Raw genomic sequence first — 25,548 nt, 5'->3', positions numbered from 1 at the left:
AGATCGAATGAGCACTGCCCCTGAATGAACCACGCCCGCCGGCGCACGATGGCGCCGGCGGGCGTGATGGGCTCAGTGGCTCATGGGCCCGAGGCATCGGGGCCTCAGTGCACCACGCGTCCGAAGCTGAATTCCCCGTTGTCCACACCCACAGGGATCACATCCTTCGGCCCGAACCGTCCCTGCAGGATCAGCTTGGACAGCGGGTTCTCGATCCGCTGCTGGATGGCGCGCTTCAGCGGGCGGGCACCAAACACCGGGTCGAAGCCGACCTTGGCCAGTTCCTGCAGCGCTTCCTCGCTCACGTCCAGCTTCATCTCCAGCTTGTCCAGACGCTGCTCCAGCTGGCGCAGCTGGATGCGTGCGATGGACTGGATGTGCTGCGCGCCCAGGGCATGGAAGATCACGGTTTCGTCGATGCGGTTGAGGAACTCCGGCCGGAAATGCGCCTTCACCTCGGTCCACACCGCTTCCCGCACCACTTCCTCGGACTCCCCCTGCAAGGCCATGATGTGCTGCGACCCGAGGTTGCTGGTCATCACGATCACGCAGTTCTTGAAGTCCACCGTGCGGCCCTGTCCGTCGGTGAGGCGACCATCGTCCAGCACCTGCAGCAGCACGTTGAAGACGTCCGGGTGGGCCTTCTCCACTTCGTCCAGCAGCAGCACGCTGTAGGGCTTGCGGCGCACCGCCTCGGTCAGGTAGCCGCCTTCGTCGTAGCCCACATATCCGGGCGGCGCGCCAATCAGGCGGCTGACCGAATGCTTCTCCATGAATTCGCTCATGTCGATGCGCACCATGTGGTCTTCGCTGTCGAACAGGAAGCCGGCCAGCGCCTTGCACAGCTCGGTCTTGCCAACCCCCGTCGGGCCAAGGAACAGGAAGCTGCCCAGCGGCCGGTTGGGATCGGACAGCCCGGCGCGCGAGCGGCGGATGGCGTCCGCCACCGCCACAATGGCTTCGTCCTGGCCGACCACACGCTCATGGAGTTTGGTCTCCATCTGCAGCAGCTTGTCGCGCTCGCCCTGCATCAGTTTGCTGACCGGAATGCCGGTGGCGCGAGAGACGACTTCGGCGATTTCCTCGGCACCGACCATCGTGCGCAGCAGTTGCGGCACGGTCTTGTCCTTGGCCTTGCCGGCTTCCTTCGCCTGCGCTTCGCCCAGACGCTTCTCCAGCGACGGCAGCTGACCGTATTGCAGCTCGGCCACCTTGTTGAAGTCGCCCTTGCGCTTGAATTCCTCGATCTGGAACTTGATCCGGTCGATCTCTTCCTTCACATGGGCGGAGCCTTGAGCCTGCGCCTTTTCGGCGGTCCAGATCTCTTCCAGGTCGTCGTATTCGCGCTGCAGCTTGAGCAGCTCTTCCTCGATCAGGCCGAACCGGCGCTGCGAAGCCTCGTCCTTTTCCTTGCGCACGGCTTCCCGCTCGATCTTGAGCTGGATCATGCGGCGGTCCAGACGGTCCATCGCCTCGGGCTTGGAGTCGATCTCGATCTTGATCTTCGCGGCGGCCTCGTCGATCAGGTCGATGGCCTTGTCCGGCAGGAAGCGGTCGGTGATGTAGCGATGGCTCAATTCGGCCGCAGCGACGATGGCCGGGTCGGTGATCTCCACGCCGTGGTGCACCTCATACTTCTCCTGCAGACCGCGCAGGATGGCAATGGTCGCTTCGACGCTGGGTTCGTCCACCAGCACCTTCTGGAAGCGCCGCTCCAGGGCCGCGTCCTTCTCCACATACTTGCGGTATTCGTCCAGCGTGGTGGCGCCGATGCAATGCAGCTCGCCACGGGCCAGGGCCGGCTTGAGCATGTTGCCGGCGTCAATCGCGCCTTCGGCCTTGCCGGCCCCCACCATGGTGTGGATCTCGTCGATGAAGAGGATGATGCGGCCTTCGTCCGCCGCCACTTCCTTGAGGACCGACTTCAGCCGTTCCTCGAATTCGCCGCGGAACTTGGCACCGGCCAGCAGCCCGGCCATGTCCAGCACCAGGACGCGTTTGTCCTTGAGGCTCTCCGGCACTTCCCCGTTCACGATGCGCTGCGCCAGACCTTCCACGATGGCGGTCTTGCCGACACCCGGCTCACCGATCAGCACCGGGTTGTTCTTGCTGCGGCGCTGCAGCACCTGGATGGCGCGGCGGATTTCGTCATCCCGGCCAATGACCGGGTCGAGCTTGCCGGCGCGGGCGCGCTCGGTGAGGTCCAGCGTGTATTTCTTGAGGGCTTCGCGGTTGCCTTCAGACTCCTGGCTGTCGACCTTCTGACCGCCGCGCACCGCCTCAATGGCGGTTTCCAGCGCCTTGCGGGTGAGGCCGTGGCCCCGGGCGACGCCGGCCAGGTCGGACTTGGCATCCGCCAGCGAAAGCAGGAACATTTCGCTGGCAATGAAGTGGTCGCCCCGCTTGGAGGCTTCCTTTTCGGACGCCTGCAGCAGGCTGATCAGGTCGCGGCTGGGCTGCACCTGCTGGCCCTCGCCCTGCACCTGCGGCAGGCCAGTGAGAATGCCGTCCACCGCCGTCTTCAGCGCAGGCGTCTTGACGCCGGCGCGGTCCAGCAGCGCACGGGGGCCCTCGTCCTGCGCCAGCATGGCGGACAGCACGTGGGCGGGTTCGATATAGGGGTTGTCGCGCGTCACCGCCAGGCTTTGGGCCTCGGCCAGCGCTTCCTGAAATCGGGTTGTCAGTTTGTCGACTCGCATGGGATGAACCTCCGTTGGTCGAGCAGATGGGACTGTGTCCCTCAATTTCAAGAGGCGCTGTCTGACGCGCCGTTGCCGCGCCCTGGCACACCATCCTCACGCCGAAGGACCCGCCGCGCGCTCTGGGCATGCACCTTGCTCGCCAGATGCATGACCATTCATCGACACGACCGCGGCCGCCACACTGAATCTCCTCGTGCGGCGCGCACCCTGCCCACCTCTCGCCGAGTGCTGCTGCTGGTGGACTTCATCAATCCCTTGAACTTCCCCGGCGCGGAAGATCTGGCGGCGTCCGCGCTGGAAGCGGCGAAGGCCACGGCACAGCTCAAGCATCGCATGCAGGAGCGGGGGTTCAGGTCGATATTTGTCAACGACAACTTCGGCCAGTGGCGGTCTGATTTCAAGACGCTGGCCGGGGAATGCCGGCGCCTGGGCGGTGCGCCGCGGGGGCTCGTGGGTCAGCTCAAACCGCATCCGGACGACTTGATGGTGCTCAAGCCCCGCCATTCGGCGTTTTATGCGACGCCGCTGGACCTGCTGCTGGACGAACTGGGGGCCCGGGAGCTGGTCGTCACCGGGCTGGCCACCGATTTCTGCGTCATGTGCACCGCGATGGATGCCTATGTGCGGGGCTACAAGGTGTGGGTGCCGGAGGACTGCACCGCTGCGGAAACGCCTCTGCAGAAGCATGAGGCGCTGGCCTGGATGCATGCGGTGCTCAAGGCGCGCGTCTCGCCGGCACGTCAGGCGCTGAGCCGGTAAGCCCGCAGCCGCTGCACCCGGCTGGCGAAGGCCGACCGGGCGCAGACCGCGGCCGCAGGATCAGGCCTCGTCGTCCTCATGCTCCGGATCAGGGCCAGCGGACGGGTCGTCGCCGCTCGCCAGTTCATCGACGTCGATGCTGTCATCGACCTCGCCCATCACCGCATCGGCCTCTGCGATCCGGTCGGGGCTGATGTCACCATCCACCCGGTCATTGCGGCCACCGGGGGTGGCGGAGGCGCGTTCGCCGGTGCCGAACCGGTCGCTGTCGCTACCGGGATTGCTGGGCACGGCGCCCCAGTTGTCCGGATCGTCCGGGCCGGTGGCCATCGGACGTTCACCCATCACGTCGCTGCCGCTGTCCGAGCTGTCGCTGGGGCCGAGGGCGTCGGTGCCGCGGCCATCGGCCTGGGCCGGTGCGGGCGTGCCGCCGAGAATGCTGCTGGTTGCCATCAGAGTGCTCCTGGAAGTCTGAGAAAGGATGTCCTTCCAGGGCAAGGTCCGCGCCCGTCTCCAGTGCCGTCTCCAATGCCGTCTCCAATGCCGTCTCCGGTGCCCGTCCCAGCGCCCTCAGCCTTTGCGCTGATAGATGCGCTCATGCGGCGCCACTTCACTGAAGTCGCCGGCATGTGCCGAGAAACGGATCGTCTCGCGCGCACCCAGCCCCAGGAAGCCGTTGCGGCACAGGGCTTCACTGAAGAGCCCCAGCGCCCGGTCCTGTAACGCGCGGTTGAAATAGATCAGCACATTGCGGCAGGACACCAGTTGCACCTCCGCGAACACGCTGTCGGTGGACAGGCTGTGGTCGCTGAAGACGATGCGCTCCTTGAGGCCCTTGTCCAGCAGGATGTGGTCGTAGGCGGCGGTGTAATGCTCCGAGAGCGACCCCTTGCCGCCCGAGAGCCGGTAGTTCTCGGAAAAGCCGGGCGCCAGGTCGATGCGATAGACGCCCGCCTGCGCCTGCGCCAGCGCTTCCTGGCTGATGTCGGTGGCGTAGATCAGCGTTCGCTCCAGCAGGCCTTCTTCCTTCATCAGGATGGCCAGGGAATACGCTTCCTCGCCGCTGCTGCAGCCCGCCACCCAGATCTTGAGGGACGGATAGGTCCGCAGCACCGGCACCACCTGCTCCCGCAGCGCGCGGAAATACTCCGGGTCCCGGAACATCTCGCTGACCTGCACCGTCAGGTCCTTCAGCACCGAGCGGAAGACTTCGCTCTCGCGCAGCAGCCGCCCCTGCAAGTGGGACAGCGTCGGGCACTCGAAGCGCTCCATCGCCGCCTTCAAGCGGCGGCGCAGCGAGGTGGCGGCATAGTCCCGGAAGTCGTAGTGGTAGCGCTGGTAGATGGCCTCGAGGATGAGGCGCACCTCGATGTCCACCTCCGGATGTGCCGGCAGCGGATCCTCACCCAGCAGTCCGTTCCCGCTGACGCCGGCACTCGGCTTCATCTCCCCCGGCTCCCCCATCAGCGCGGCATCCAGACGCGGATCAGCGAGAGCAGCTTCTCCACATCCAGCGGCTTGGCAATGTAGTCATTCGCGCCGGCGGCCATGCACTTCTCCTGGTCGTCCTTCATCGCCTTGGCGGTCAGGGCGATGATCGGCAGGCGACGCCAGTCCGGCCGCTCGCGGATCGCGCGCATGGCGGTGAAGCCGTCCATTTCCGGCATCATGATGTCCATCAACACCAGATCGATCGGCGGCTTGTTGCCGCCCTCGCCCGGCGTGGGTCCGGCCGACTGCGCCAGCCGTTCCAGTGCTTCGCGGCCGTTGCGGGCGATTTCCACCTTCACCCCCTTGGGCTCCAGCACCGCCGACAGCGCAAAGATATTGCGCACGTCGTCTTCCACCACCAGCACGCGGCGGCCTTCCAGCATGTTGTCGCGGGCCCGCACTTCCTTGAGCATGCGCTGACGCTCCGGCGGCAGCTGCGCTTCCACCTGGTGCAGGAACAGCGTCACTTCATCGAGCAGCCGCTCCGGCGAGCGGGCGCCCTTGATGATGATCGAGCGGGAATACCGGCGCAGCTGCGTCTCCTGCACCGGCGAGAGGTTGTGGCCGGTATAGACGATCACCGGCGGGAAGGCGACCTCGTCCTGCAGGGCCATCTGGTCCAGCAGGTCGAAGCCGCTCATGTCCGGCAGATGCAGGTCCATCACCATGCAGTCGAAGGTGGTGTTGCGCAAGGCCTCCAGCGCCTCGGCCGCAGTGGACACGCCCTGGATCTGCACATCGTCCGCCGCCAGCAGATGACGGATGCTGTCCAGCTGACGGGCATCGTCTTCCACCACCAGCACCCGGCGCATGCGCTGCGAGAACTTGGCTTCCAGACGCTGCAGGGCGCTCTCGAGTTCGTCCCGCTTGACCGGCTTGAGCGCGTAGCCGATGGCCCCGCGTTCCAGCGCTTCGTGGCTGTAGTCTTCCACCGAGGCCACATGCACGGGGATGTGGCGGGTCAGCGGATCGCGCTTGAGGCGGTCCAGCACGCCCAGGCCCGAATGGTCGGGCAGGTTCATGTCCAGCAGGATGGCGCTCGGCGCATAGCGCTGGGCCACGGCCAGGCCGTTCTCTGCGGTATGCGCGAGCAGGCAGAGGAAATTCATCTCGCGGATCAGGTCCCGCAGGATGGCGGCGAAACGCTCGTCGTCCTCGATCACCAGGATGGAACGCGCGCCCGGCACCCAGCGCAGACGGTCGTCGTCCAGTTGCGGCAGTCGGGCTTCATGGCTCGCAGGGGCCGGACGGCTGGGCACCTCCCCATCGCCGCCGCCGCCCACCGCAGGCATGGTCCCCGTGGCCACGGACGTGGCGGCCGGCACCATCGCCGGCGGCGCCCCCATCGGCATCCGGGCGGGGGCCGGCGCCTGCGCCGGCGTCAGCGGACGCGGCCGGTCATCCTCGGCCGGCGCCACATGATGCTGCGGCAGGACCAGGCTGAAGGTGCTGCCCAGGCCCGGGCTGCTTTCCAGATAGATGTCACCGCCCAGCAGGCGCGCCAGATCGCGCGAGATCGACAGCCCCAGCCCGGTGCCGCCGTACTTGCGGTGGGTGCTGCCGTCGGCCTGGCGGAAGGCTTCGAAAATCTGTTCCTGATGTTCGGGCGCGATGCCGATGCCGGTGTCCTTCACCGCAAACACGAGGCGGCCGTCCGCCGTGCCGCCCACCTCCATCCGCACCGAGCCCTTCTCGGTGAACTTCAAGGCGTTGGACAGCAGGTTCTTGAGCACCTGGCTGATGCGGCTTTCGTCCGTTTCCAGCCACTCGGGCGCTCCGGGCTGCAGGTGGAGACCGAAGGCCAGATTGCGCTGGGCGGCGATCGGCGAGAAGGTTTGCGTCAGATGCTGCAGCATCCGGTGGACCGGCACCCGCTCGATCTGCACATCCACCTTGCCGGCTTCGATCTTGGACAGGTCCAGAATGTCGTTGATCAGCGCGAGCAGGTCGTTGCCCGCCGAGGTGATGGTCTCCGCGAACCGCACCTGCTCCTGGGTCAGGTTGCCGTCCTTGTTGTCGGCCAGCAGCTTCGCCAGGATCAGGGTGGAGTTCAGCGGGGTGCGCAGTTCGTGGCTCATGTTGGCCAGGAACTCGCTCTTGTACTGATTGGAACGCTCCAGCGCATCGGCCCGCTCGGTGAGCAAGCCCTGCGCGCTTTCCAGGTCGGAGCGCTGCATCTCCAGCTGCTTGGCCTGCTCTTCCAGCTGGGCATTGCTCTGTTCCAGCTCGGTCTGCTGATGCTCCAGCCGCAGCTGCGATTCCCGCAGCGCACGGCCCTGCTCCTCCAGTTCTTCGTTGCTGGCGCGCAGTTCTTCCTGCTGGGCCTGCAGCTCTTCCGACTGGCGACGACTTTCTTCCAGCAGCGATTCCAGACGGCTGCGGTCCTTGGCTGCGCGCAGCGCCATGGCGATGGATTCGGCCACGCGGGCCAGCAGTTCCCGCTCCGGCTGCCCGACCTCATGCAGATAGCCCAGCTCGACCGCGCATTGGATGCCACCGTCCAGGCCCGCCGGGCCGATGAGCAGTTCGCGAGCGCTGGCGCGACCCAAAGCCGAGGCCACATTGAAGTAGTCCTTGGGCAAACGCTTGAGATGAACGGGGTGACGGTCGCGGGCGGCCTGGCCGAGCAGGCTGTCGCCGCTGCGCAGTTGCGCCGGGGCTGCCTCGCCGGTGGGCAGCGCGTAGCCAGCCACCCGTTCGAACTCGCCGCCTTCCTTGGCCACGTAGAACGCGCCGACCTGCGCACGGGTGTAGCGCGCCAGGAAGCTCACGACGATCTCGCCCAGCCGCTCGGTGTGCGGATCCCCTTGCAGCTCCGCGCCCAGCGCGGCCTGGCCCGCCTTGAGCCATTCCTCGATCTTGGCTGCGCGGTAGCTGCGGATGGTCAGCACCATCGACACCAGCACCAGCACCAGCAGCAGTGCGGAGCCGCCCCACAGCATCGCCTGCGTCTGCACCACGGCAGCGTCCCAGGTCTCCCGGCGGTTGGCGGCGCGTTCACGTTCTTCCCGCTCCATCTCACCGAGCAAGGTGCGGATCCGGTCCATCAGAATGCGGCCACGGTCGCCCTGCACGGTGGTCACCGCTTCGACGCGATCGCCCTGGCGTCGCATCGCGATGGTCTCTTCCATCTCGGCGAGCTTGGTCTTGTAGAGCATCTCCACCGTATCCAGGCGTGCCAGCTGCGGCGTGTTGTCCGCCCAGTTGACCTTCAGCCGCTGCACCGCCAGCGGCAGCACCACCTGGGCGGTATTGAACGGCAGCAGATAGGTGTCGGTGCCGGTCAGCAGGTAGCCCCGCTGGCCGGTTTCGGCATCCTTGATCGCGGAGCCCAGCGCCTGGATCTGCTCCTGCACGGCCAGCGTGCGGGCCATTGCATCGGCCGTGGCGGACTGCTCCTGCTGCGAGCGCCATGACATGAATGCCGTCATGAAGATCGTCAGGATGGCCAGGGCAAAGCCCAGCATCGTCGGAGCGGGCAGCCATCGGATCCGGTGGTGGGCGAATTCCTGGAGCGGCGACGTGGAAGAGTGCGGCATGAGTGTCAGGGGAACCGTTCAGCCTGGAGGGGGCTGCATCCTATCCGGTGCAGCCCTGCGGGTGAGTCAGAAAGTCAATGCGGGTAGGGTCAGGGACGGTCCGCCTGGTGACGTGGCAGCAGCAATTCCAGCAGCGTGCCTTGACGCTGGCGGGAGCCGCCGATCAGCGAACCGCCATGCGCGCGGGCCACCCGTTCCGGCTCTTCCAGGCCCGGCCCCACATGGGGCGAGGCCATGCCGGACACCGGTTCGTGCCCGCCAAACAGATGGATGGACGCTTCGGGCGACAGCACCGTATCGAAGCTGATGCGCAGCATCAGCGAGCGGTGGGCGCTGCCGTCCACCTGGATGCGAATGGCGGCATCCCCGGCATGGGTGGCCGCCTGCATCAGCAGCTGGTCGATGGCGCGAGCCAGTGCCTCGGGATCAAAATCGCCGGTGGTGTCGCCGATGCGGTCGAACGCCGGTGGCGCCCACAGCACCGCCTGATTGCTTTCGAGGTCCAGGCGCTGGGCCGTCAGCGCCGCAAGGTCGCCGCGGCGCGGATGCACATCCAGCAATTCGCACGGACGCTGCGCCAGGCTCCCCAGGTGATCCACCTGACGGCCCAGCAGGGTCGCGGCCGCCTTCATGCGGGCACCGGCTTTCTGCAGCACCGGCTGGTCCGCCTGACGGATCAGCAGTTCGGCATTGAGCATCATCACCGAGAGCGGACCACGAATGTCATGGGAGAGCGCACTGAGCATCAGCGCATTGACCCGCGCCAGACGCTCCTGCGCCTCGATCCGTTCCGCCAGCAGCTGCCGCTGCCGATGCAGGTCGGCAAACACGGCGACCTTGCTGCGCATCACATGGGCGTCGACCGGTTTGTAGATGAAGTCCACCGCGCCGGCCTCGTAGCCTTTGAAGCTGCGCTGGGCCTCCCGGGCGCCGGCCGTCAGGAAGATGATCGGCACATGCCGGGTACGCTCCGTGCCCCGCATCAGTTCCGCCAGCGTGAATCCGTCCATGCCTGGCATCTGAACATCCAGCAGGGCCAGCATCACCTCATGCTCCAGCAGCAACTCCAGCGCCGCCGGCCCCGAGTCGGCGGTCAGCACCTGCAGGTCCGGCTCCAGGCCGTCTCCCAGCAGGGCTTTCATGGCCAGCAGATTCTGCGGCTTGTCGTCCACCACCAGGACGTTCATCGGCCGCCGTGGCGACGGCTCCGCCGCCCCGCCCGCCGTGCCGAGGCTCTGCTCTTGCGCCACTTCTGTCTCCCAGTCGATCAGCATCTTCATCATTGGTCAGTCTTGTGCGGTAGACCACCGCCAGATTCGATAGGGCAACCGGCGTGCCAGCCTTGTCCGGGACAAACCCGAAGTCGCGGTGCGCCCTGCGTGCACCCGTGGCGGCGTTAACATGCGCCGCGCCCTCATGCGTCCATTGTGGCGCCTTCCCCAGCCTCCCCTGTCCATTCGAGGAATCCATGAATCCACATAGCGCTGCAGTCGAAGACCTGCTGGCAAACCACAAGGAGCAGGTGCTGGCCGAATGGCAGGCCGAACTTCGCAACACCGGCGGGGGTCGCGACCTTCACACTGAAACCCGAGAAACTGCCGAGCTGTTGGACGCCTTGCTGGCCGGGCTGCGCGCCGCCAATGGCATGGGTGAACCGGAAGCCGCCGGCTGGACCCGCGTGCGCGACCTGCTGGCCCGCCTGTCCGCCTCGCGCGCGGCGCAAGGCTCCACCGCCGCGGACACCAGCCGCTTCGTGCTGGCCCTCAAGAAGCCCTTGTTTGCCGGCCTGCAACGCTCCTTCAGCGGTCAGGCCGACCTGTTGGTGGCGGCCACCTGGGAAGTCAGCACCCTGCTGGACTCGATGGCCCAGCATACGGTGTCCACCTACCAGCGCAGCCGCGAAGACATCATCGCCCGCCAGCAGCAGGACCTGCTCGAGCTGTCCACCCCGGTGGTCAAGCTGTGGGAAGGCGTGCTCGCCGTGCCGATGATCGGCACCCTGGACAGCGGCCGCACCCAGATCGTGATGGAAGCGCTGCTGGAGCGCATCGTCGAGACCGGCTCGGCGCTGGCCATCATCGACATCACCGGCGTGCCCACCGTGGACACGCTGGTCGCCCAGCATCTGATCAAAACGGTCACCGCCATCCGACTGATGGGCGCGGACTGCATCATCAGCGGCATCCGGCCGCAGATCGCCCAGACGATCGTCCACCTGGGCATTGACCTGGAAGGCATCACCACCAAGGCGACCCTGGCGGATGCGCTGTCGCTGGCGTTGCGCCGCACCGGCTTCGTCGTCACCCGCAACCGCCCCGTGGCCGACGCTGCCAGCGTTCGGGTGGACTGACCATGCAACGCATCCCCATCCTGCAAATGGGCCGGACCCTGCTGGTCACCATCCAGGTGGACCTGCAGGATCAGACCGCCCTCGCCCTCCAGGACGATCTGGCCAACAAGATCCAGACCTCGGCCGCCACCGGCGTGCTGATCGACATCTCGGCAATGGAGATCGTCGACTCCTTCATCGGCCGCATGCTGGCCAGCATTTCCGGCATTGCCAAGGTGCTGGGCGCCACCACCGTGGTGGTGGGCATGCAGCCGGCGGTGGCCATCACCCTGGTGGAACTCGGACTGTCGCTGGACGGCGTGCGGACCGCCCTCAATGTGGAACGCGGCCTGCAGCTGCTCAAGGCATCGGATGAGGAGCAGTTCCATGACGTTGACCTCGACTGAAGCCGACACCGGCGAAATGGCCATCCGCAATGAGGCGGACATCGTCATGGCGCGCCAGCAGGTGCGCCGCCTCACCCAGCAGCTGAAATTCAGCCTGGTGGACCAGACGAAGATGATCACCGCGGCCAGCGAGCTGTCGCGCAACACCCTCATCTACGGGGGTGGCGGCGACATGCAGTGGCAGCTGGTGCAGCAGGGCGTACGCCATGGGCTGCGCCTGTCCTTCGTCGACCAGGGCCCGGGCATTCCGGACATCGACCTGGCGCTCAAGGACGGCTGGACCTCCGGCAACGGCATGGGCATGGGCCTGTCCGGCAGCAAACGGCTGGTGAACGACTTCGAACTCGAAACCGCGCCGGGCCAGGGCACCCGGGTGACCATCACCCGCTGGAAGTAAGACAAGCAATCCAACGACCAACGATGCAACCGCACCAGCGTTTCCCCATCGAGGATGCAAGCCAGGTGGGCGAAGCGCGCCGGGCGGCCCTGCAGCTGGCCAGCGGCCTGGGCTTCGACGCCGAAGCCAGCGGCCGGCTGGCCCTGATCGTGACCGAACTGGGCACCAACCTGCACCGCCATGTCGGCCCCGGCCGGCAGGCCGCCCTGCTGATGGCCGCCGTGGACGGCGAGGTGGAGGTTCTGTCCCTGGACCAGGGTCCCGGCATGGATGTGCACCGCTGCCTGCAGGACGGCTACAGCACCGGCGGAACGGCCGGCACCGGGCTCGGAGCGGTGCGTCGGATGGCGGCCCGCTTCGAGGCGTTTTCTGCGCCTGGGCGCGGCTGTGTGATGGCCGTCCGCGCTGCCGCCACTGTCGCCACCGCCGCCCAGCGCGGCTGGACGCTTCCTCAGGCCGGCTTTGACATCGCCGGCGTCAACCTCGCCGCGCCGGGTGAACACATCAGCGGCGACGGCTGGACGGTGCGACACCTGGACGACCACTGGCTGGTGGTCGTGGCCGACGGCCTGGGCCACGGCCCCGACGCGGCCGAAGCCTCCGACCGGATGATGGCGCTGCTGCACCAGACCCCCGCCCCGGCGGCCTCCCCCGCCGCCGTGCTGGAGCGTGCACATGACCCGATGCGCATGACACGCGGGGCGGCCGTCACACTGGTCCGGCTGGACCTGGCCACGCCCGCACTCACGGTGTCGGGCGCGGGCAATGTGTCCGGCCGCCTGATCTCGGGGGTGGTCGATCGCAGCCTGATGGTCCAACATGGCACGCTGGGGGTGCAGGTGCGCCGATTGCAGGACATGCACTATGAATGGCCTGCCCATGCGGTGCTTGTCCTGCATTCAGATGGCATCCAGACCCGTTGGAAGCTCGATGATGTGCCGGGCCTCCTGCAGGCCGGTCCGGCGGTCATTGCCGGATGGATTCTGCGGGATCATCTCCGAGGGCGCGACGACGCCACGGTGGTGGTCGCCGTCCCCCGCCGCCCTGCCTCCTCACAAACACAATGACTGAAGACCCGTCGCTCGATGATCCCCATGCCCTGCGCGAAGCGCTGAGCCAGGCCCGGCAGCAGCTGAAGGAGCTCCAGGCGGAGCTGGACGAAACCAATCGCGGCGTGTTGGCCCTGTATGCCGAGCTGGACACCCAGGCCCAGCAGCTGCGCCAGGCCACCGAACTCAAGAGCCGCTTCCTGGCCTACATGAGCCACGAATTCCGCACACCCATTGCGTCCATCCGCAGCCTGACCCGGTTGCTGCTGGACCGGGTGGACGGCCCGCTGACGGCCGAGCAGGAAAAACAGATTCAGTTCATCCGGACCACCTCGGAAGAATTTACCGACATGGTCAACGACCTGCTGGACCTGGCAAAGGTGGAAGCCGGCCGGATCGACATCTCGCCGGCGTGGTTTGAACTGGTGGACCTCTTCGCCGCCCTGCGGGGCATGTTCAAACCGGTGCTGGTGAATCCGGACGTGCAGCTGGTGTTTGAAGAGCCGGTGGGCACCGGCAAGCTTTTCACGGACAACGGCAAACTCTCGCAGATCCTGCGCAACTTCATCTCCAATGCGTTGAAGTTCACCACCCACGGCGAGGTGCGGGTGTCGGCCGTCCAACAAGGCGAGACCATGGTGTTTGCGGTCACCGACACCGGCATCGGCATCGCCCCCGAATTCCACGACGCCATCTTCCAGGACTTCATCCAGCTGGATTCACCGATTCAGAAACGGCTGCGTGGCACCGGGCTGGGCCTCTCGCTGAGCAAGCGGCTGGCCGAGCTGCTGGGCGGCACGGTGGGCCTGCAAAGTGAGGCGGGCAAGGGCTCGGTCTTCTCAGTGACGGTGCCGCTGCAACTGCAAAATGCCGGTGAAGCCTTGCTGATGGGGACCGGAATGGGGACCGAGACGGGCGCGGCGCAGCAGGGGCCTCGCCCATGAATCAACCGTGGTCCATCGATCGCACCCAGCACCGCTTGCTGGTGGTGAATGACGACCCGGTCGGCCGCTACACCACGGTGCGTCTGCTCAATGCCGCCGGCTTCCCCACCGAAGAAGCCGCCACCGGCGCCCAGGCCCTGGCCGTGGCGGACCGGGACATCTCCGCCGTGGTGCTGGACATCCACCTGCCTGACATCGACGGCTTCGAGCTGTGCCGGCGCCTGCGTGCCCGCAACACCACCTTCCGGCTGCCGGTGATCCACCTCACCGCCGCCTACCTGACCGATGAGGACAAGGTGCGCGGCCTGGACGCCGGTGCCGATGCCTACCTGACCCATCCGGTCGAACCGGCGGTGCTGGTTTCCACCATCCAGGCGCTGGTGCGCACCCAGGCGGCCGAAGCCGCGATGCGCGCCAGCGAGGTCAAGTTCCGCACCGTTTATGCCCAGGCGCCCAGTGGCATCTGCCTGGTGAATGCAGCCGATGGCACGGTGCGCGACGCCAATCCGGCGATGCTGTCCCTGCTGGAGCGCGCCAGCGCGGAAGTGGTGGGTCAGCCGCTGCTGAACTTCGTGGCCCCACCCGACCGGGCGGTGGCGCTGCAATTCTTCGAGCTGCTGCACACCAGCGGCCATCGGGCCCAGTTTGCGCTGCTCACACCCTCCGAGGAAGTCGTGACGGTGGAATGGACCACCTCCCCACCGGTGGAGCCCGGCGTGGGCATGGTGATGGCCATCGACGTCTCGCAGCAGCAGCGCCTGATCGAGCAGCGGCAGGCGATGCTGGACCGCGAGCGCACCGCGCGCAGCGAGGCCGAGCGCTTGAGCCGCCTGAAGGACGACCTGATCGCGGTGCTCTCGCACGAACTGCGCACCCCGCTGAATGCCATCATCGGTTGGACGCATGTGCTGCAGCGGCACAGCCCACCCGATCTGCTCTCCAAGGGACTGGAGGCGATCGAGCGGAATGTGAACATCCAGGCGCGGATGATTTCCGACATTCTGGACATGTCGCGCTTGAACGTGGGCAAGTTGCCGCTGAGCCGTGAAGTGGTGGGGGCCGGGGCGATCGTGCGCGCCGCCATTGCCGCGGTGCAGGCGGGCGTGCAGGCCGGGGGCCATCTGCTCGCCCTGGACCTGCAGGATGAAGACCTGCTGCTGATGGCCGACAGCGGCCGGGTGCATCAGGTCCTCTGGAACCTGGTGGGCAATGCCGCCAAGTTCTCCCCCAAGGGCAGCACCATCACCGTGTCGATGTGGGCGCAGGACGGCGGTGCGCTGATCGAAGTGAAGGACCAGGGCCAGGGCATCGACCCGGCCTTCCTGCCCTACATCTTCGACCGCTTCACCCAGAGCGACGCCTCCAGCAACCGTCATCACGGGGGGCTCGGCCTGGGCCTGGCGATCGTGAAGAGTCTGGTGGAGGCGCATGGTGGCTGGGTGGAGGTGCACAGCGATGGCACCGGCCAGGGGGCTCGCATTGCCTTTTGGTTGCCCGGCGTCGACGCCGCACAGCCCTTGGAGGGTCCGGACACCGCCGCTGGACTCCTGGGACCGGCAGAGGGGCCGGAGACCACCTACGCGCCCGGCCTGACCGGACTGCAGGTGCTGCTGGTGGACGACGATGCCGATGCCGGGGCCATGCTGCGGCTGATTCTCGGCGAGCGGGACATCCGGGTGACGCTGGTGCAGAGCGCCGACGATGCGCTCGCCACCCTGGCCCGGCAGCGCTTTGACCTGCTCATCAGCGATGTGGGCATGCCCGGCAAGGACGGTTACGAGCTCATTCGCGAGCTGCGGCATCGGGAAGCGCCGGGGCCGCGGCTGCCGGCCATCGCCCTCACCGCTTTCACCCGGGACGTGGATCGGCAGCAAGCCCTGCAGGCCGGCTTCGATGCTCATCTGAGCAAGCCATTGAGACCGCAACAGCTGCTGCGAATGATGGAGCAGCTGACGCAGAACGGCTGACCCGGCCGTTCTGCCGACCCGCCGCTCCGGCGGACCGTCGGATCAGGAGCCGAGACTCGTCGCCAGCTTGAGCCCGAGCCACCAGGTGCGCCCAGGCGCCGGCTCATAGAACCGGCCATTGCCGTCGTTGACGATCACACTGCCCACATAACGGCGGTTGGCCAGGTTCTCCACACGCGCGATCCAGGTCCAGCGGCCGACACTGGCCTGCCCGTCCTGGCTGAGTCGCAGATGCCACAGGCCATATCCGGGGGCGAATTCGCTGTTGGTGTCGTTCACTGCCGTTGTCTTCACGCCCCGCCACTCCAGCGCGGCTTCTCCACCCGACCAGACCTCCGGCTTCCAGGCCAGCTCCGCAAAGGCGCTGCCGCCATTGGTGCCGGCAATGCGCCGCCCGGAGGGCACCGCGACCGTCGGCGTGGGACAGGGCGTGCCGGTGCAGGTGACGAAGCTGTCGCGATAACGCGCGGTCAGCGTGCTCAGCGTCGCGGCCACCTTCCAGCGGGAGACGGGCCGCCAGTCGCCGGACAGCTCCAGCCCGCTGCGCCGGGTCCGGCCGACATTCTGGTAGCTGGAGCGACCGCCGCTGTTGGTCAGCACCGCGATTTCGTCGCGAGTGCCGATGTGGAACACCGTCGCGTCCAGCGAGGCCCGCTCGCCGCGCCACTTCAGGCCCACTTCCTGCTGCTGGCTCTTCTGCGCTTTCAGGTCGGTGTTGAAGCCGCCGGTGCCGTCCACGCGATACGCGAGTTCGTTCAGCGTGGGGGATTCAAATCCGCGACCCACGGCTGCATGCACCAACAGCCCGGGCGCCAGACGCCAGCCCAGGCCCACCGCGGGATTGGCGTAGCGAAAGCGCCGGGCACCGGAGTCGTCGCCATTGCTGAGGTAGCGGTCCTGGGCGGACATGCGCACCTCGCCGCCGCGCACCCCGATCATTCCGTCCAGGGTCGATGTCAGAGCGCCGTCCCACTGCGCATAGGCTTCGCGGGTGGTGGCGCGGTTGTCCTCGTCGCGGCGCAGGGCGCCGGTGACGCCGAGTTGCTGCGTAGGCCCCGTGCCAATGAAATTCTGGAAACCCTGGCGGTCGTCCCGTTGGCGCTCCAGGTTGACGCCGGTCGCCAGCGAGCCGCCCGCCACCCGCCAGACCAGGCGTCCGTCCACACCGTCATAACGGCGGTCGACGTCCACCACCCCGCCCCCACTGCCCGCGGCCGATTGGGCGCCGACGGTGATCGACTGCCACTGCGTCACGCTGCGCCAGCCGGTGTAGGCCATCAGACTGGCGCTGGCCAGCGGACCACTCTCGTCGAAGCGATGGGTCCAGCGGCCGCCCAGCTGAGTCTGGCTGGCTTCCTTGCGGGTGTTGAACTGGAGGGCCTGGGGCGTGGTCTGGTCCGGGTTGTCCAGCCATTGCGCCCGCGTCAGGCCGAGCGGGTCCTGCGCATTCTGGCGGAAAGTGTTGAGCAGCAGGATCACCCGGTCCGCCTCGCCGGACCAGGCCAGGCGGCCGGTGCCCAGTGTGCGATGCGCCTCGCTCTGCGGACGGAAGCCGTCCAGACGCAGGCCGCTGATGCTGGCCTGGCCTTCCCAGCCACGACCCAGCGGCGCGCCGACATTCAGACGGCCCTGGCGGAATCCGTCGGCACCGGCATCCAGGGACATCTCGGCGCCCGCCTGGGTGACCGGCGCGGTGAAGGCGGCAATCACACCGCCGGAGCTGTTGCCATACAGAGCGGTGAAGGGGCCGCGAACGACTTCCACCCGCTGGGCGGACGCCAGGTCGACATGCGAGACCTGGCCCTGCCCGTCCGGCATGGTGGCGGGAATGCCATCGGTGTACAGGCGCAGCCCGCGCACGCCAAACGGCGCCCTTGCACCGAAGCCGCGGGAGGACAGCTGCAGGTCCTGCGCATAGTTCTGGCGGTTGTTGGCGGTGATGCCCGGCACGCGAGCCAGCGCTTCGGAGAGGTTCACCATCGGGCCGGCCTGGCGGAGGGTCTCGGCGTCAACAACGGAGGCGGCGTAGGGGGCCGCCTCCAGAGCGCGCTCGGAGACGCTGCCGGTGACCACCACCACAGGCAGTGCGGCGGCCACCTGGACCGAGGGCTCCGGGCGGGGGGCTGCATCGGGCTGGGCTTTCGCTGATGTGCCCGACGGTGTCGGCATCTGCGTTTTCTGCTGCGCCATGGGCTGCGCGTGCGCATCCTGTGCGGTCTGCGCCAATACCCCGCCGCTGCTCAGGCCCATCAGGGTGGAGATGGCCATCGCGACCGCATGCGGGGCCTGCCCTCGCTGCAAAACATCCCTGCTTCGAATCATCCGTACATCCTCCCGAGGCCTTCACCGTGGCCTATGTCATCACCTGGCACGTCATCCGCCGGACGCGCCCCTCAGTATCCGTGCGCCGGACATCGGTCAAATGAGCCCCAGAGATCGGTCAGACCCCTGGTAAGACCCATGTCGCGCGGATGGCCCGCCAGAAGGCAAACCGCGAGCCCGGTGGCGCTTTCCCGCACAGGGTGGACTTCAGGCGAGGGGGATGGACACCGCCGGACCGTTGCTCCGCCACAGGGCGCCCGCGCAGTCGTGCGGCCGGGGTGCGGCCGGGGCGCGACCGCTGGGCACCCTGCTTGCCGTCATGCTGCCGGTCGCCGCCGCCCTGGTGTCCGGACGCCTTTCGGCGCGCCGCCTGGGCCTGCGGTGTGTGTCCTTGTTTCCGTTGACCGGAGCCTCTCATGCACAAGAAAATTCCCTCGCCCACCCTGCGTCCCGTTGTGATGGCCGCGGCGTTGCTGGCCAGCCTGTGTGTTTCGACCGCGCAGGCCCAGGAGGCCCCGCCCACCACCCCGCCCGGCTATGGGCCCAACCCGACCCTGCCCGAGCCCAACAAGCCGGTGCTGATGCCCACGGTCAATGTGGCCAAGGCGGTGGGGTGGTCCGGCCAGGCGCAGCCGCAGGCCGCGGCCGGCCTGAAGGTGGTCCGTTTTGCTGACAAGCTGGTGCACCCGCGCTGGATTTACGTACTGCCCAACGGCGACGTGCTGGTGGCCGAAACCAACGGCCCGGTGCGCCCGGATGATGGCAAGGGACCGAAGGCCTGGGTGACCAAGCAATTCCAGAAAAAAGCGGGCGCGACCGTCAAGAGCCCCAACCGCATCACCCTGCTGCGGGACACCAACGGCGACGGCGTGGCCGACCAGCGCTTTGTCTTTGCCGAGAACCTGAATTCGCCCTTCGGCATGGCCCTGATAGGGGATCAGTTCTACATCGCCAACACCGACGCCGTGGTGCGCTTCCCCTACGCCGAAGGCCAGACCAAGCTGGCCGGGCAGCCGGTGAAGCTGGCCGATCTGCCGGGCGGCCGCATCAACCACCACTGGACCAAGAGCCTGATTGCCAACGGCGACGGCACCAAGCTCTATGCCGGCATCGGCTCCAACAGCAATGTGGCGGAGAACGGCATTGAAGCCGAACAGGAACGCGCCGCGATCATGGAAATCGATGTCAAGACCGGCGCCAGCCGGGTGTTTGCCAGCGGCCTGCGCAATCCGGTGGGCCTGGCCTGGGAGCCGACCAGCAAAGCGCTGTGGGTGGCGGTGAACGAGCGCGACGAACTGGGCGACGATCTCGTGCCCGACTACATCACCTCGGTGCAGGAGAACGGCTTCTACGGCTGGCCCTACAGCTACTACGGCAAGAACGTGGACGACCGTGTGAAGCCGCCGCGCCCGGATCTGGTGGAGAAGGCGATCATTCCTGACTACGCCCTGGGCGCGCACACCGCCTCGCTGGGGCTCGCGTCGAGCGATGGCAACAAGCTGTCGCAGGCGTATGCGCACGGCATGTTTGTCGGCCAGCATGGATCGTGGAACCGCAAGAATCCGGCGGGCTACAAGGTCATCTTCGTGCCCTTCGTCGGCGCCAAACCCAGTGGCATGCCGCTGGATGTGCTGACCGGCTTCCTTGATGCCAAGGGTCAGGCGCAGGGTCGTCCGGTGGGCGTGGCGCTGGATCGCCAGGGCGCGCTGCTGGTGGCCGATGACGTGGGCAATGTGATCTGGAAGGTGCAGGCGCGCTGATCGTCAGCGGATGCCAGGCGTATCGCGACAAGATCGCCACACAGGAAAGGGGCAGCCATGATGGCTGCCCCTTTTTTTTGCGCCTTGCGCTCTGAGGCCTTCAGCGCGGTACGCGACCGTCGCCCCTCAATGCCGAGTGGCATTGCGCTTGGACGGCACCTTCGAAGGCACTTTCGCGCCTTCCTTGCGCGCCTTGGCCAGGCCGATCGCAACGGCCTGTTTGCGACTGGTCACCGTCTTGCCGCTTTTACCGCTCTTGAGTTCATGATGCTTCTCTTCGTGAAGCGCCTTGGCGACTTCTTCCTGGGCCTTCTTGCCGTACTTCGAGGTCATGGTGATCTCCGGTGAGGATCGCGGGGCGATGCGAGGCATCGCGGCTGTGTCCCTGGAATCGGCAACCCGGGTGCCACCATAGTCGCCATCACCGTCGCCGCCGCGCATTTGAAGCGACGTTGTGATGTCGCCCGCCCTGGCGAGGCACCGCTGCGCGAAGCGGCCGGACGCCACGTGCCAATGAAATGCCGCTGCCGCACTGGCAACGGCACGGGGCTTGCCACCTTCTGTCGCACTCCCATCCCGGCACACCCGGTTTTTTCCGCACAGACGAGGATTCCCCATGCCCACGAAGAAACCCGCGCCGACGGCTGCGTCCGACGCCGCGCCGGCTCGCAAGACCGCATCCCCGGCTTCCACCGCCTCGGCATCTGCCGCCGCGGCCGGTGGCAAAGCCGCCGCCAAGGCACCTGCCGGCGCTGCTGCAGCCACCAAGACCTCCACCCGGGCCAAGGCCTCCGCCGCCGCCGCGCTGCCACCTGGCCCGCCCAATGAAGGTCTGGGCTCCGCCATGAGCACCATGGCCGGCCCGGCCCGCAGCGAGCTGGTCACCAGCGCCGCCGCCACCGAATCGCAGGTGCGGCTGGCGCGCAAGATGAGCGGCACCGACACCCTGGCCGCGGCCATGCCTTCCAATGAGAACAAGGCCGCTGAACATGGCCGTGACAATGCCGTCTCCCCGCCCCAGGGCACGGCGGTGGACAGCCCCGACGATCTGGTCTCCGCCAGCACCGTCGCCGAGGACTTCGCCTCCGACAAGGTGGGCGACGGCATGCCGGAGCTGGGCTACAACCCCACCAATGAATCGCTGGACCGCGTGCGGGTCGACTCGAATGGCCAAGCCCTGACGACCAATCAGGGCGTGCGGGTGGCTGACAACCAGAACTCGCTGAAGGCCGGCCTGCGCGGGCCGACGCTGATGGAGGACTTCATCCTCCGCGAGAAGATCACCCACTTCGACCATGAGCGCATCCCGGAGCGGGTGGTGCATGCCCGTGGCTCCGCCGCCCATGGCTACTTCGAAGCTTATGAGGCTCTGGACGACCTGACCGTCGCCGCGCCCTTCGCCGCTCCGGGCAAGCGCACGCCGGTGTTTGTGCGCTTCTCCACCGTCGCCGGTGAGCGCGGCTCGACCGACACCGCCCGCGACGTGCGCGGTTTTGCCGTCAAGTTCTACACCGACGAAGGCAACTGGGACCTGGTCGGCAACAACATCCCGGTGTTCTTCATCCAGGACGCGATGAAGTTTCCCGACCTGATCCACGCCGTGAAGCCGGAGCCGCACCATGGCATGCCGCAGGCCGCCAGCGCGCATGACACCTTCTGGGATTTCGTCTCCCTGATGCCGGAATCCGCGCACATGCTGATGTGGGCGATGTCTGACCGGGCCATTCCTCGCAGCTACCGGATGATGCAGGGCTTTGGCGTGCATACGTTCCGGCTGATCAATGCCCGCGGCGAGGCCCACTTCGTCAAATTCCACTGGACGCCCAAGGCCGGCACGCACTCGCTGGTGTGGGATGAGGCGGTGAAGATTTCCGGTGCCGATTCCGACTTCCACCGGCGTGACCTGTGGGAAGCGATCGAGGCCGGCAACTATCCGGAATGGGAGCTGAGCCTGCAGGTGTTCACCGAGGAACAGGCCGAGCAATGGTCCTTCGACATCCTGGATGCGACCAAACTGGTGCCGGAAGAACTGGTGCCGCTGCGCCCGGTGGGCCGCATGGTGCTGACCCGCAATCCGGACAACTTCTTTGCCGAGACCGAGCAGGTGGCCTTCTGCACGGCCCACATCATCCCCGGCATTGACTTCACCAATGACCCGCTGCTGGCCGGCCGCATCCATTCCTATGTGGACACACAGATCACCCGCCTGGGTGGTCCGAACTTCCACGAGATTCCCATCAATGCGCCGGTCACGCAGATTCACAACAACCAGCGCGATGGCCTGCATCGTCAGGCGATTCCCCGTGGACGCGTGTCGTATGAGCCGAATTCACTGGGCGGCGGTTGCCCGTTCCAGGCGGGCGCCAGCGGATTTGTGTCCTATCCCAAGGCCATCCAGGGCGAGGCGCTGCGCGGCAAGCCGGAGCGCTTTGCGGAGCATTACAACCAAGCCCGTCTGTTCTGGAACAGCCAGAGTGAAGCGGAGCAGAACCACATCGTGGGCGCCTACCGCTTCGAGCTGACCCGGGTGCAGACCCCGGCGGTGCGGCAGCGTGTGCTGGCGCTGCTGGCGCGGGTGGATGCAACCCTGGCGCAGCGGGTGGCCGACGGCCTGGGCATGGACGTGCCGGCGCCGCTGCCGGACTTCGCGCCGGGCAGCCACATCGGTGCGGGTGTGCAGGGCTCGGTGCAGCCGCCGGAGGTGACGCAGTCGCCGGCGCTGTCCTTGATGGCACGTCCGGGGGATGGCGCGCTGAACGGGCGCCGCGTGGCACTGCTGGTGCACCAGGGCGTGGATGGCGCCGCCGTGCGGGCGGTGCATACCGCCGTGCTGCAAGCCGGTGGCGTGCCGCGCCTGATCGGCCATCGACTGGGGGATGTGCAACCCGCCAGCGGCGATCCGATGCAGGTCGAGGTCACGCTGGAGACCGCCCCGGGTGCGCTGTGGGATGCGGTGGTGCTGCCGGACGAATCGGCGGACCGGCCGAATCTGTCGATCTCCGGTCAGGCGGTGAGCTTTGTGCAGGACCTGTACCGGCACTGCAAGCCGATCCTGGTGCTGGGCCATAGCAGCGCGCTGCTCGCGGCGACCGGTGCACCCGGGTCCGCAGAGGAAGGCGGCGGCGACCCGGGTCTGTTCTTCATGGATGCCGGCGGCAAGGGCAGCGTGGATGCCGACGTGATGAGCACCTTCATCACGGCGGTGGGCCAGCATCGGCCGTTCGAGCGGGAGACGGATCCGCCACTGGTGTGAGCCGCCGGGCCTCTGGGTCGCTTACCCGATTGATCTGAGGTCCTGAAAGAGCCTTGCAACGCCGACCGCGGTCACACGCGGTCGGCGTTTTGTTTTGCAGACCGCACACGAATGCAGGGGCGCCTGCCCTTCATCGGTAATCTCACGCCCGTCTTTGGTCTCTGACGGTTGACTCGTTGATCCCCTCTTTCTGCTTTGGCGCGCCGGTCCCCGGGCGCGCGGCGCTCGGCCTGCTGCTGGCGTCTTCCCTTCTCGCCCTGCCGGGCTTGTGCAACGCCGACAGCACCCGATCGCTGACGCGAGACCTGCAACGCAGCCTGGAGCGCATGAACGCGCCAGAAGGAGCTGCCCAGCGCCACACATCGGCCCAGAGTCGGACGGCGGATCTGCCGCCGGTCTCCGGCAGCTTCCAGGCCTGCGCATCACACTTTTTCCGCGGGCAGGCGCCGGTCCTTGACGCCGACACTGTGAGCGGCGTTGCTGGTGCTGGCACCCTCCTCAGCGCCCGCTACGGGACCCTGCGCGCGCTCTGCTACGACCAATTCGCCGTCCTGCACGCAGGCGCACTCAAGGGGCCTCTGTTCTCGGCCGAACGGTTGACGGCGGCCGAGCTGCGCGACGGCGCCGACATCAAACGGCCCGATGGCCGCAAGGCGTTCTTCCCCGACGCCCGATTGCCCGCGCGTGAGCGTGCCCAGTTGGAGGATTACGCCGGCGAGTCCCGCCGCCCCAAGGACGAACGCCATGACCGCGGCCACCTGACACCGGCGCGTGACATGAGCGACGAGCGTTCCATGGCGCAGTCATTTTCCCTGGCCAATGTGGTGCCGCAAAACGCGGTCAACAACCAGCAGCCCTGGAACAAGATCGAGAAGGACACCCGCGCCTACGTGATGCGGGCCAGGGGTCCGGTGACCATCATCACCGGCGCCTATTACGACGCCCACCCGCCGCGCCTGGGCGACGACGGTCCGGCCATCCCGGCCGCGATGTACAAGCTGGTGCATGACGACACCACCGGTCGCAGCTGGGCGCACTGGCTGCCCAACACGGCGACGGCACGCATCCAGGCGCCGATCAGTTATGAAGAACTCGTGAAGCGAACCGGCATCCGATTCCTGCCGGGCGCCGGCTGACCGCGGGACGGCGAATCAACCCACCGCCACAGCGGTAGGAGGCATGAGGGGCACGTCAGCGCCGGTTCACCCTGGAGGCCGTGCAATCCATCCCCGGTGCCGATGACCGTTGCAGGCGGCTCGCCGCGCCTGGAGCCGCCGAGGAAGAGCCTGACGAAGCTACGGAGCCAGACGCGGAGCCCGAAGCGACCGACGCGTCCAAAGGCGCCCGTTGCATGCCCGCGTCCCCTTGCAGCTCAGTCGCCCACTTGCTCAGCAGTTCTTCCCGGCGGCGCTGCAGATCCAGCGCCAGCTGTTGCCATCCCAGCGACGCCACCTGATTCAGTCGCGGCAGGATGCCTTGCTCCACATCCTTGACATGGTGCTCCACATAGCGGCTGAGCACGCCCACCAGCGGATCAAATTGCGTGTCCTGCGCTTCCATCCGGCGCAGCTGCGCCATCAGGATCCGCACCACCAGCTGCTCCACTTCCGCCTCATGCACCAGCCGCAGCTCAGCGGCGCCCACGTCCGGGCAGCGGCGCAGCGCCGGGTAGAAGAGCTCCTCCTCCAGCGTCGCATGCAGGGTCACCAGCGCACAGATGCGCCGCACCTGCGCCTCGCGGCTGGCGGCATCGGCGCTGGTCCGCAGACGGTCGTACTGCCGGAACGCCAGCAGCGACTGCTGATGGTCGTCCATCAACAGGGCCACCACCTCGTCCCGGGCCTGCCGTTCCGCCTGCCACTGCATATCGAACTGCTGGAAGACATGACTCATGACAGCGGCTCCGACACGGCGAAGGGCCGGCCGCGCGAGGACATCCGCCGCGTCGATCCGTAGTCGTCGTGGTATCGCTTGGGGCCCTCGCCCGGCACGCCGGGGTCGTCAGGGACGTGGCTCGGCGGGCCGGGATCGTCCGCGTTGTCGTCGGTCTGCTTGGCCGGATCCGGCGTGCGGGGCACGCTGCCGGAGCGGCTCGGCTCGTTGTCGCCGTGGGCCCACAGGTGTTCCCAGGAGGGCTCGACCGGTTCGTCGGGTGGGCGACGCAGTTCCTGCACCCCTTCGACCAGGCCGAAGATATGCAGCCGCCCGCTCACCGGATCACGCCAGCGGTAGCGACGCTCGCGGACCTGATAGAGATGCAGATCCGCGCCCAGCATTCGGTATTCGCGGAGCTGGTCACCCGCATGCGGGACCGTTTCCGCGAAGAAGGGACGAGGCAAGGCGGCGGCATCCGCCGGCAGGACCGCATGGTTCCACTGCAGCGGATCTTCCATCAAGGCGCCTGGCGTCATGCCCAGCACCGAAGACACCGACTCGCTCACATGCAGCAGCCGCTCATCGGCCGCGTCGGCACACCAGAACAACTGCCAGGGCGTCTCAAATGGCTTGTGGTTCATGTTCGAGAGCTCCTTTGCCATCATCCGGCAAACGGGGTGCCAACAATGCCTGATCGGCCGGAAGGTCGATGAACAGAGGCCAACACCGCTGTTTTGACCCCTGTTTGAACCCC

19 protein-coding genes are annotated in these 25,548 nt (G+C 67.2%); 10 read left to right on the top strand and 9 right to left on the bottom strand.

Translation table 11 applies throughout. From position 1 onward, the window contains the following. Positions 1-104: 104 nt before the first annotated feature. Entirely contained in the window at positions 105-2,699 is a 2,595-nt protein-coding gene (gene clpB / locus FHS28_RS00595; protein ID WP_088449557.1) for an ATP-dependent chaperone ClpB, read from the bottom strand. Between the two features lie 150 nt (positions 2,700-2,849). Here clpB and FHS28_RS00590 point away from each other — a divergent pair, with 150 nt between their 5' ends. After that, positions 2,850-3,461 carry a cysteine hydrolase family protein gene (locus FHS28_RS00590; protein ID WP_184293929.1) on the top strand — a complete coding sequence of 204 codons (612 nt, stop codon included), beginning with the start codon at positions 2,850-2,852 and terminating at the stop codon, positions 3,459-3,461. A 60-nt stretch (positions 3,462-3,521) separates the two neighbouring features. Here FHS28_RS00590 and FHS28_RS00585 read toward each other — a convergent pair whose 3' ends face one another. The 4 genes from FHS28_RS00585 to FHS28_RS00570 all read right to left on the bottom strand — a co-directional run bounded on the left by FHS28_RS00585 (position 3,522) and on the right by FHS28_RS00570 (position 9,774). Continuing rightward, positions 3,522-3,914 carry a hypothetical protein gene (locus tag FHS28_RS00585; RefSeq protein WP_184293927.1) on the bottom strand — a complete coding sequence of 131 codons (393 nt, stop codon included), beginning with the start codon at positions 3,912-3,914 and terminating at the stop codon, positions 3,522-3,524. Between the two features lie 117 nt (positions 3,915-4,031). After that, on the bottom strand, positions 4,032-4,907 hold the full coding sequence (locus FHS28_RS00580; protein WP_088449559.1) for a CheR family methyltransferase: 876 nt from the start codon (positions 4,905-4,907) through the stop codon (positions 4,032-4,034). A gap of 17 nt (positions 4,908-4,924) precedes the next feature. Next, complete coding sequence (locus FHS28_RS00575) at positions 4,925-8,491, bottom strand: response regulator (protein WP_088449560.1); 3,567 nt, start codon at positions 8,489-8,491, stop codon at positions 4,925-4,927. A gap of 89 nt (positions 8,492-8,580) precedes the next feature. Then, positions 8,581-9,774: an ATP-binding response regulator gene (locus tag FHS28_RS00570; protein ID WP_088449561.1), complete on the bottom strand. Its 1,194-nt coding sequence runs from the start codon at positions 9,772-9,774 to the stop codon at positions 8,581-8,583. 185 nt (positions 9,775-9,959) lie between these two features. Between FHS28_RS00570 and FHS28_RS00565 the strand changes: the two genes are divergently transcribed. From FHS28_RS00565 to FHS28_RS00540, 6 genes are read left to right on the top strand one after another with little or no spacing between them, the layout of a single operon-like run. Then, positions 9,960-10,841: an STAS domain-containing protein gene (locus FHS28_RS00565; RefSeq protein WP_088449562.1), complete on the top strand. Its 882-nt coding sequence runs from the start codon at positions 9,960-9,962 to the stop codon at positions 10,839-10,841. A gap of 2 nt (positions 10,842-10,843) precedes the next feature. Then, complete coding sequence (locus tag FHS28_RS00560) at positions 10,844-11,227, top strand: STAS domain-containing protein (RefSeq protein WP_088449563.1); 384 nt, start codon at positions 10,844-10,846, stop codon at positions 11,225-11,227. After that, positions 11,208-11,624 (top strand): anti-sigma regulatory factor, encoded by a 417-nt coding sequence (locus FHS28_RS00555; RefSeq protein WP_246409385.1) that lies wholly within the window; start codon positions 11,208-11,210, stop codon positions 11,622-11,624. The genes FHS28_RS00560 and FHS28_RS00555 overlap by 20 nt, the downstream gene beginning before the upstream one ends. 23 nt (positions 11,625-11,647) lie before the next feature. Next, a complete protein-coding gene (locus FHS28_RS00550) occupies positions 11,648-12,691 on the top strand; it encodes a SpoIIE family protein phosphatase (protein WP_088449564.1) in 1,044 nt (347 codons plus the stop codon). Then, positions 12,688-13,617: a sensor histidine kinase gene (locus tag FHS28_RS00545; RefSeq protein ID WP_088449565.1), complete on the top strand. Its 930-nt coding sequence runs from the start codon at positions 12,688-12,690 to the stop codon at positions 13,615-13,617. The genes FHS28_RS00550 and FHS28_RS00545 overlap by 4 nt, the downstream gene beginning before the upstream one ends. Then, complete coding sequence (locus FHS28_RS00540; RefSeq protein WP_088449566.1) at positions 13,614-15,584, top strand: hybrid sensor histidine kinase/response regulator; 1,971 nt, start codon at positions 13,614-13,616, stop codon at positions 15,582-15,584. The genes FHS28_RS00545 and FHS28_RS00540 overlap by 4 nt, the downstream gene beginning before the upstream one ends. Before the next feature lie 42 nt (positions 15,585-15,626). Here the strand turns inward: FHS28_RS00540 and FHS28_RS00535 are convergent, their stop codons facing one another. Next, positions 15,627-17,852, bottom strand: coding sequence for a TonB-dependent receptor family protein (locus FHS28_RS00535; protein ID WP_184293926.1), 2,226 nt, complete (start codon positions 17,850-17,852; stop codon positions 15,627-15,629). 470 nt (positions 17,853-18,322) lie between these two features. Between FHS28_RS00535 and FHS28_RS00530 the strand changes: the two genes are divergently transcribed. Further along, positions 18,323-19,666 carry a PQQ-dependent sugar dehydrogenase gene (locus FHS28_RS00530; protein WP_221193647.1) on the top strand — a complete coding sequence of 448 codons (1,344 nt, stop codon included), beginning with the start codon at positions 18,323-18,325 and terminating at the stop codon, positions 19,664-19,666. A 126-nt stretch (positions 19,667-19,792) separates the two neighbouring features. Here FHS28_RS00530 and FHS28_RS00525 read toward each other — a convergent pair whose 3' ends face one another. Then, positions 19,793-19,999 (bottom strand): DUF6496 domain-containing protein, encoded by a 207-nt coding sequence (locus tag FHS28_RS00525; RefSeq protein WP_088449773.1) that lies wholly within the window; start codon positions 19,997-19,999, stop codon positions 19,793-19,795. Between the two features lie 283 nt (positions 20,000-20,282). Between FHS28_RS00525 and FHS28_RS00520 the strand changes: the two genes are divergently transcribed. Both FHS28_RS00520 and FHS28_RS00515 read left to right on the top strand, forming a co-directional pair. Next, on the top strand, positions 20,283-22,919 hold the full coding sequence (locus FHS28_RS00520; RefSeq protein ID WP_088449568.1) for a catalase: 2,637 nt from the start codon (positions 20,283-20,285) through the stop codon (positions 22,917-22,919). 176 nt (positions 22,920-23,095) lie between these two features. Further along, positions 23,096-24,055, top strand: a complete 960-nt coding sequence (locus FHS28_RS00515) for a DNA/RNA non-specific endonuclease (protein ID WP_088449569.1) — start codon at positions 23,096-23,098, stop codon at positions 24,053-24,055. A gap of 55 nt (positions 24,056-24,110) precedes the next feature. Here the strand turns inward: FHS28_RS00515 and FHS28_RS00510 are convergent, their stop codons facing one another. Then, a complete protein-coding gene (locus tag FHS28_RS00510; protein ID WP_088449570.1) occupies positions 24,111-24,812 on the bottom strand; it encodes a hemerythrin domain-containing protein in 702 nt (233 codons plus the stop codon). After that, positions 24,809-25,435 (bottom strand): hypothetical protein, encoded by a 627-nt coding sequence (locus tag FHS28_RS00505; RefSeq protein WP_184293924.1) that lies wholly within the window; start codon positions 25,433-25,435, stop codon positions 24,809-24,811. Before FHS28_RS00505 ends, FHS28_RS00510 begins: the two co-directional genes overlap by 4 nt. Between the last annotated feature and the right edge of the window lie 113 nt (positions 25,436-25,548).

The organism is Roseateles terrae, assembly GCF_014192155.1.
Taxonomy (GTDB): Bacteria; Pseudomonadota; Gammaproteobacteria; order Burkholderiales; family Burkholderiaceae_C; genus Roseateles; species Roseateles terrae.
This window is presented reverse-complemented; position numbering and strand designations above follow the sequence as displayed.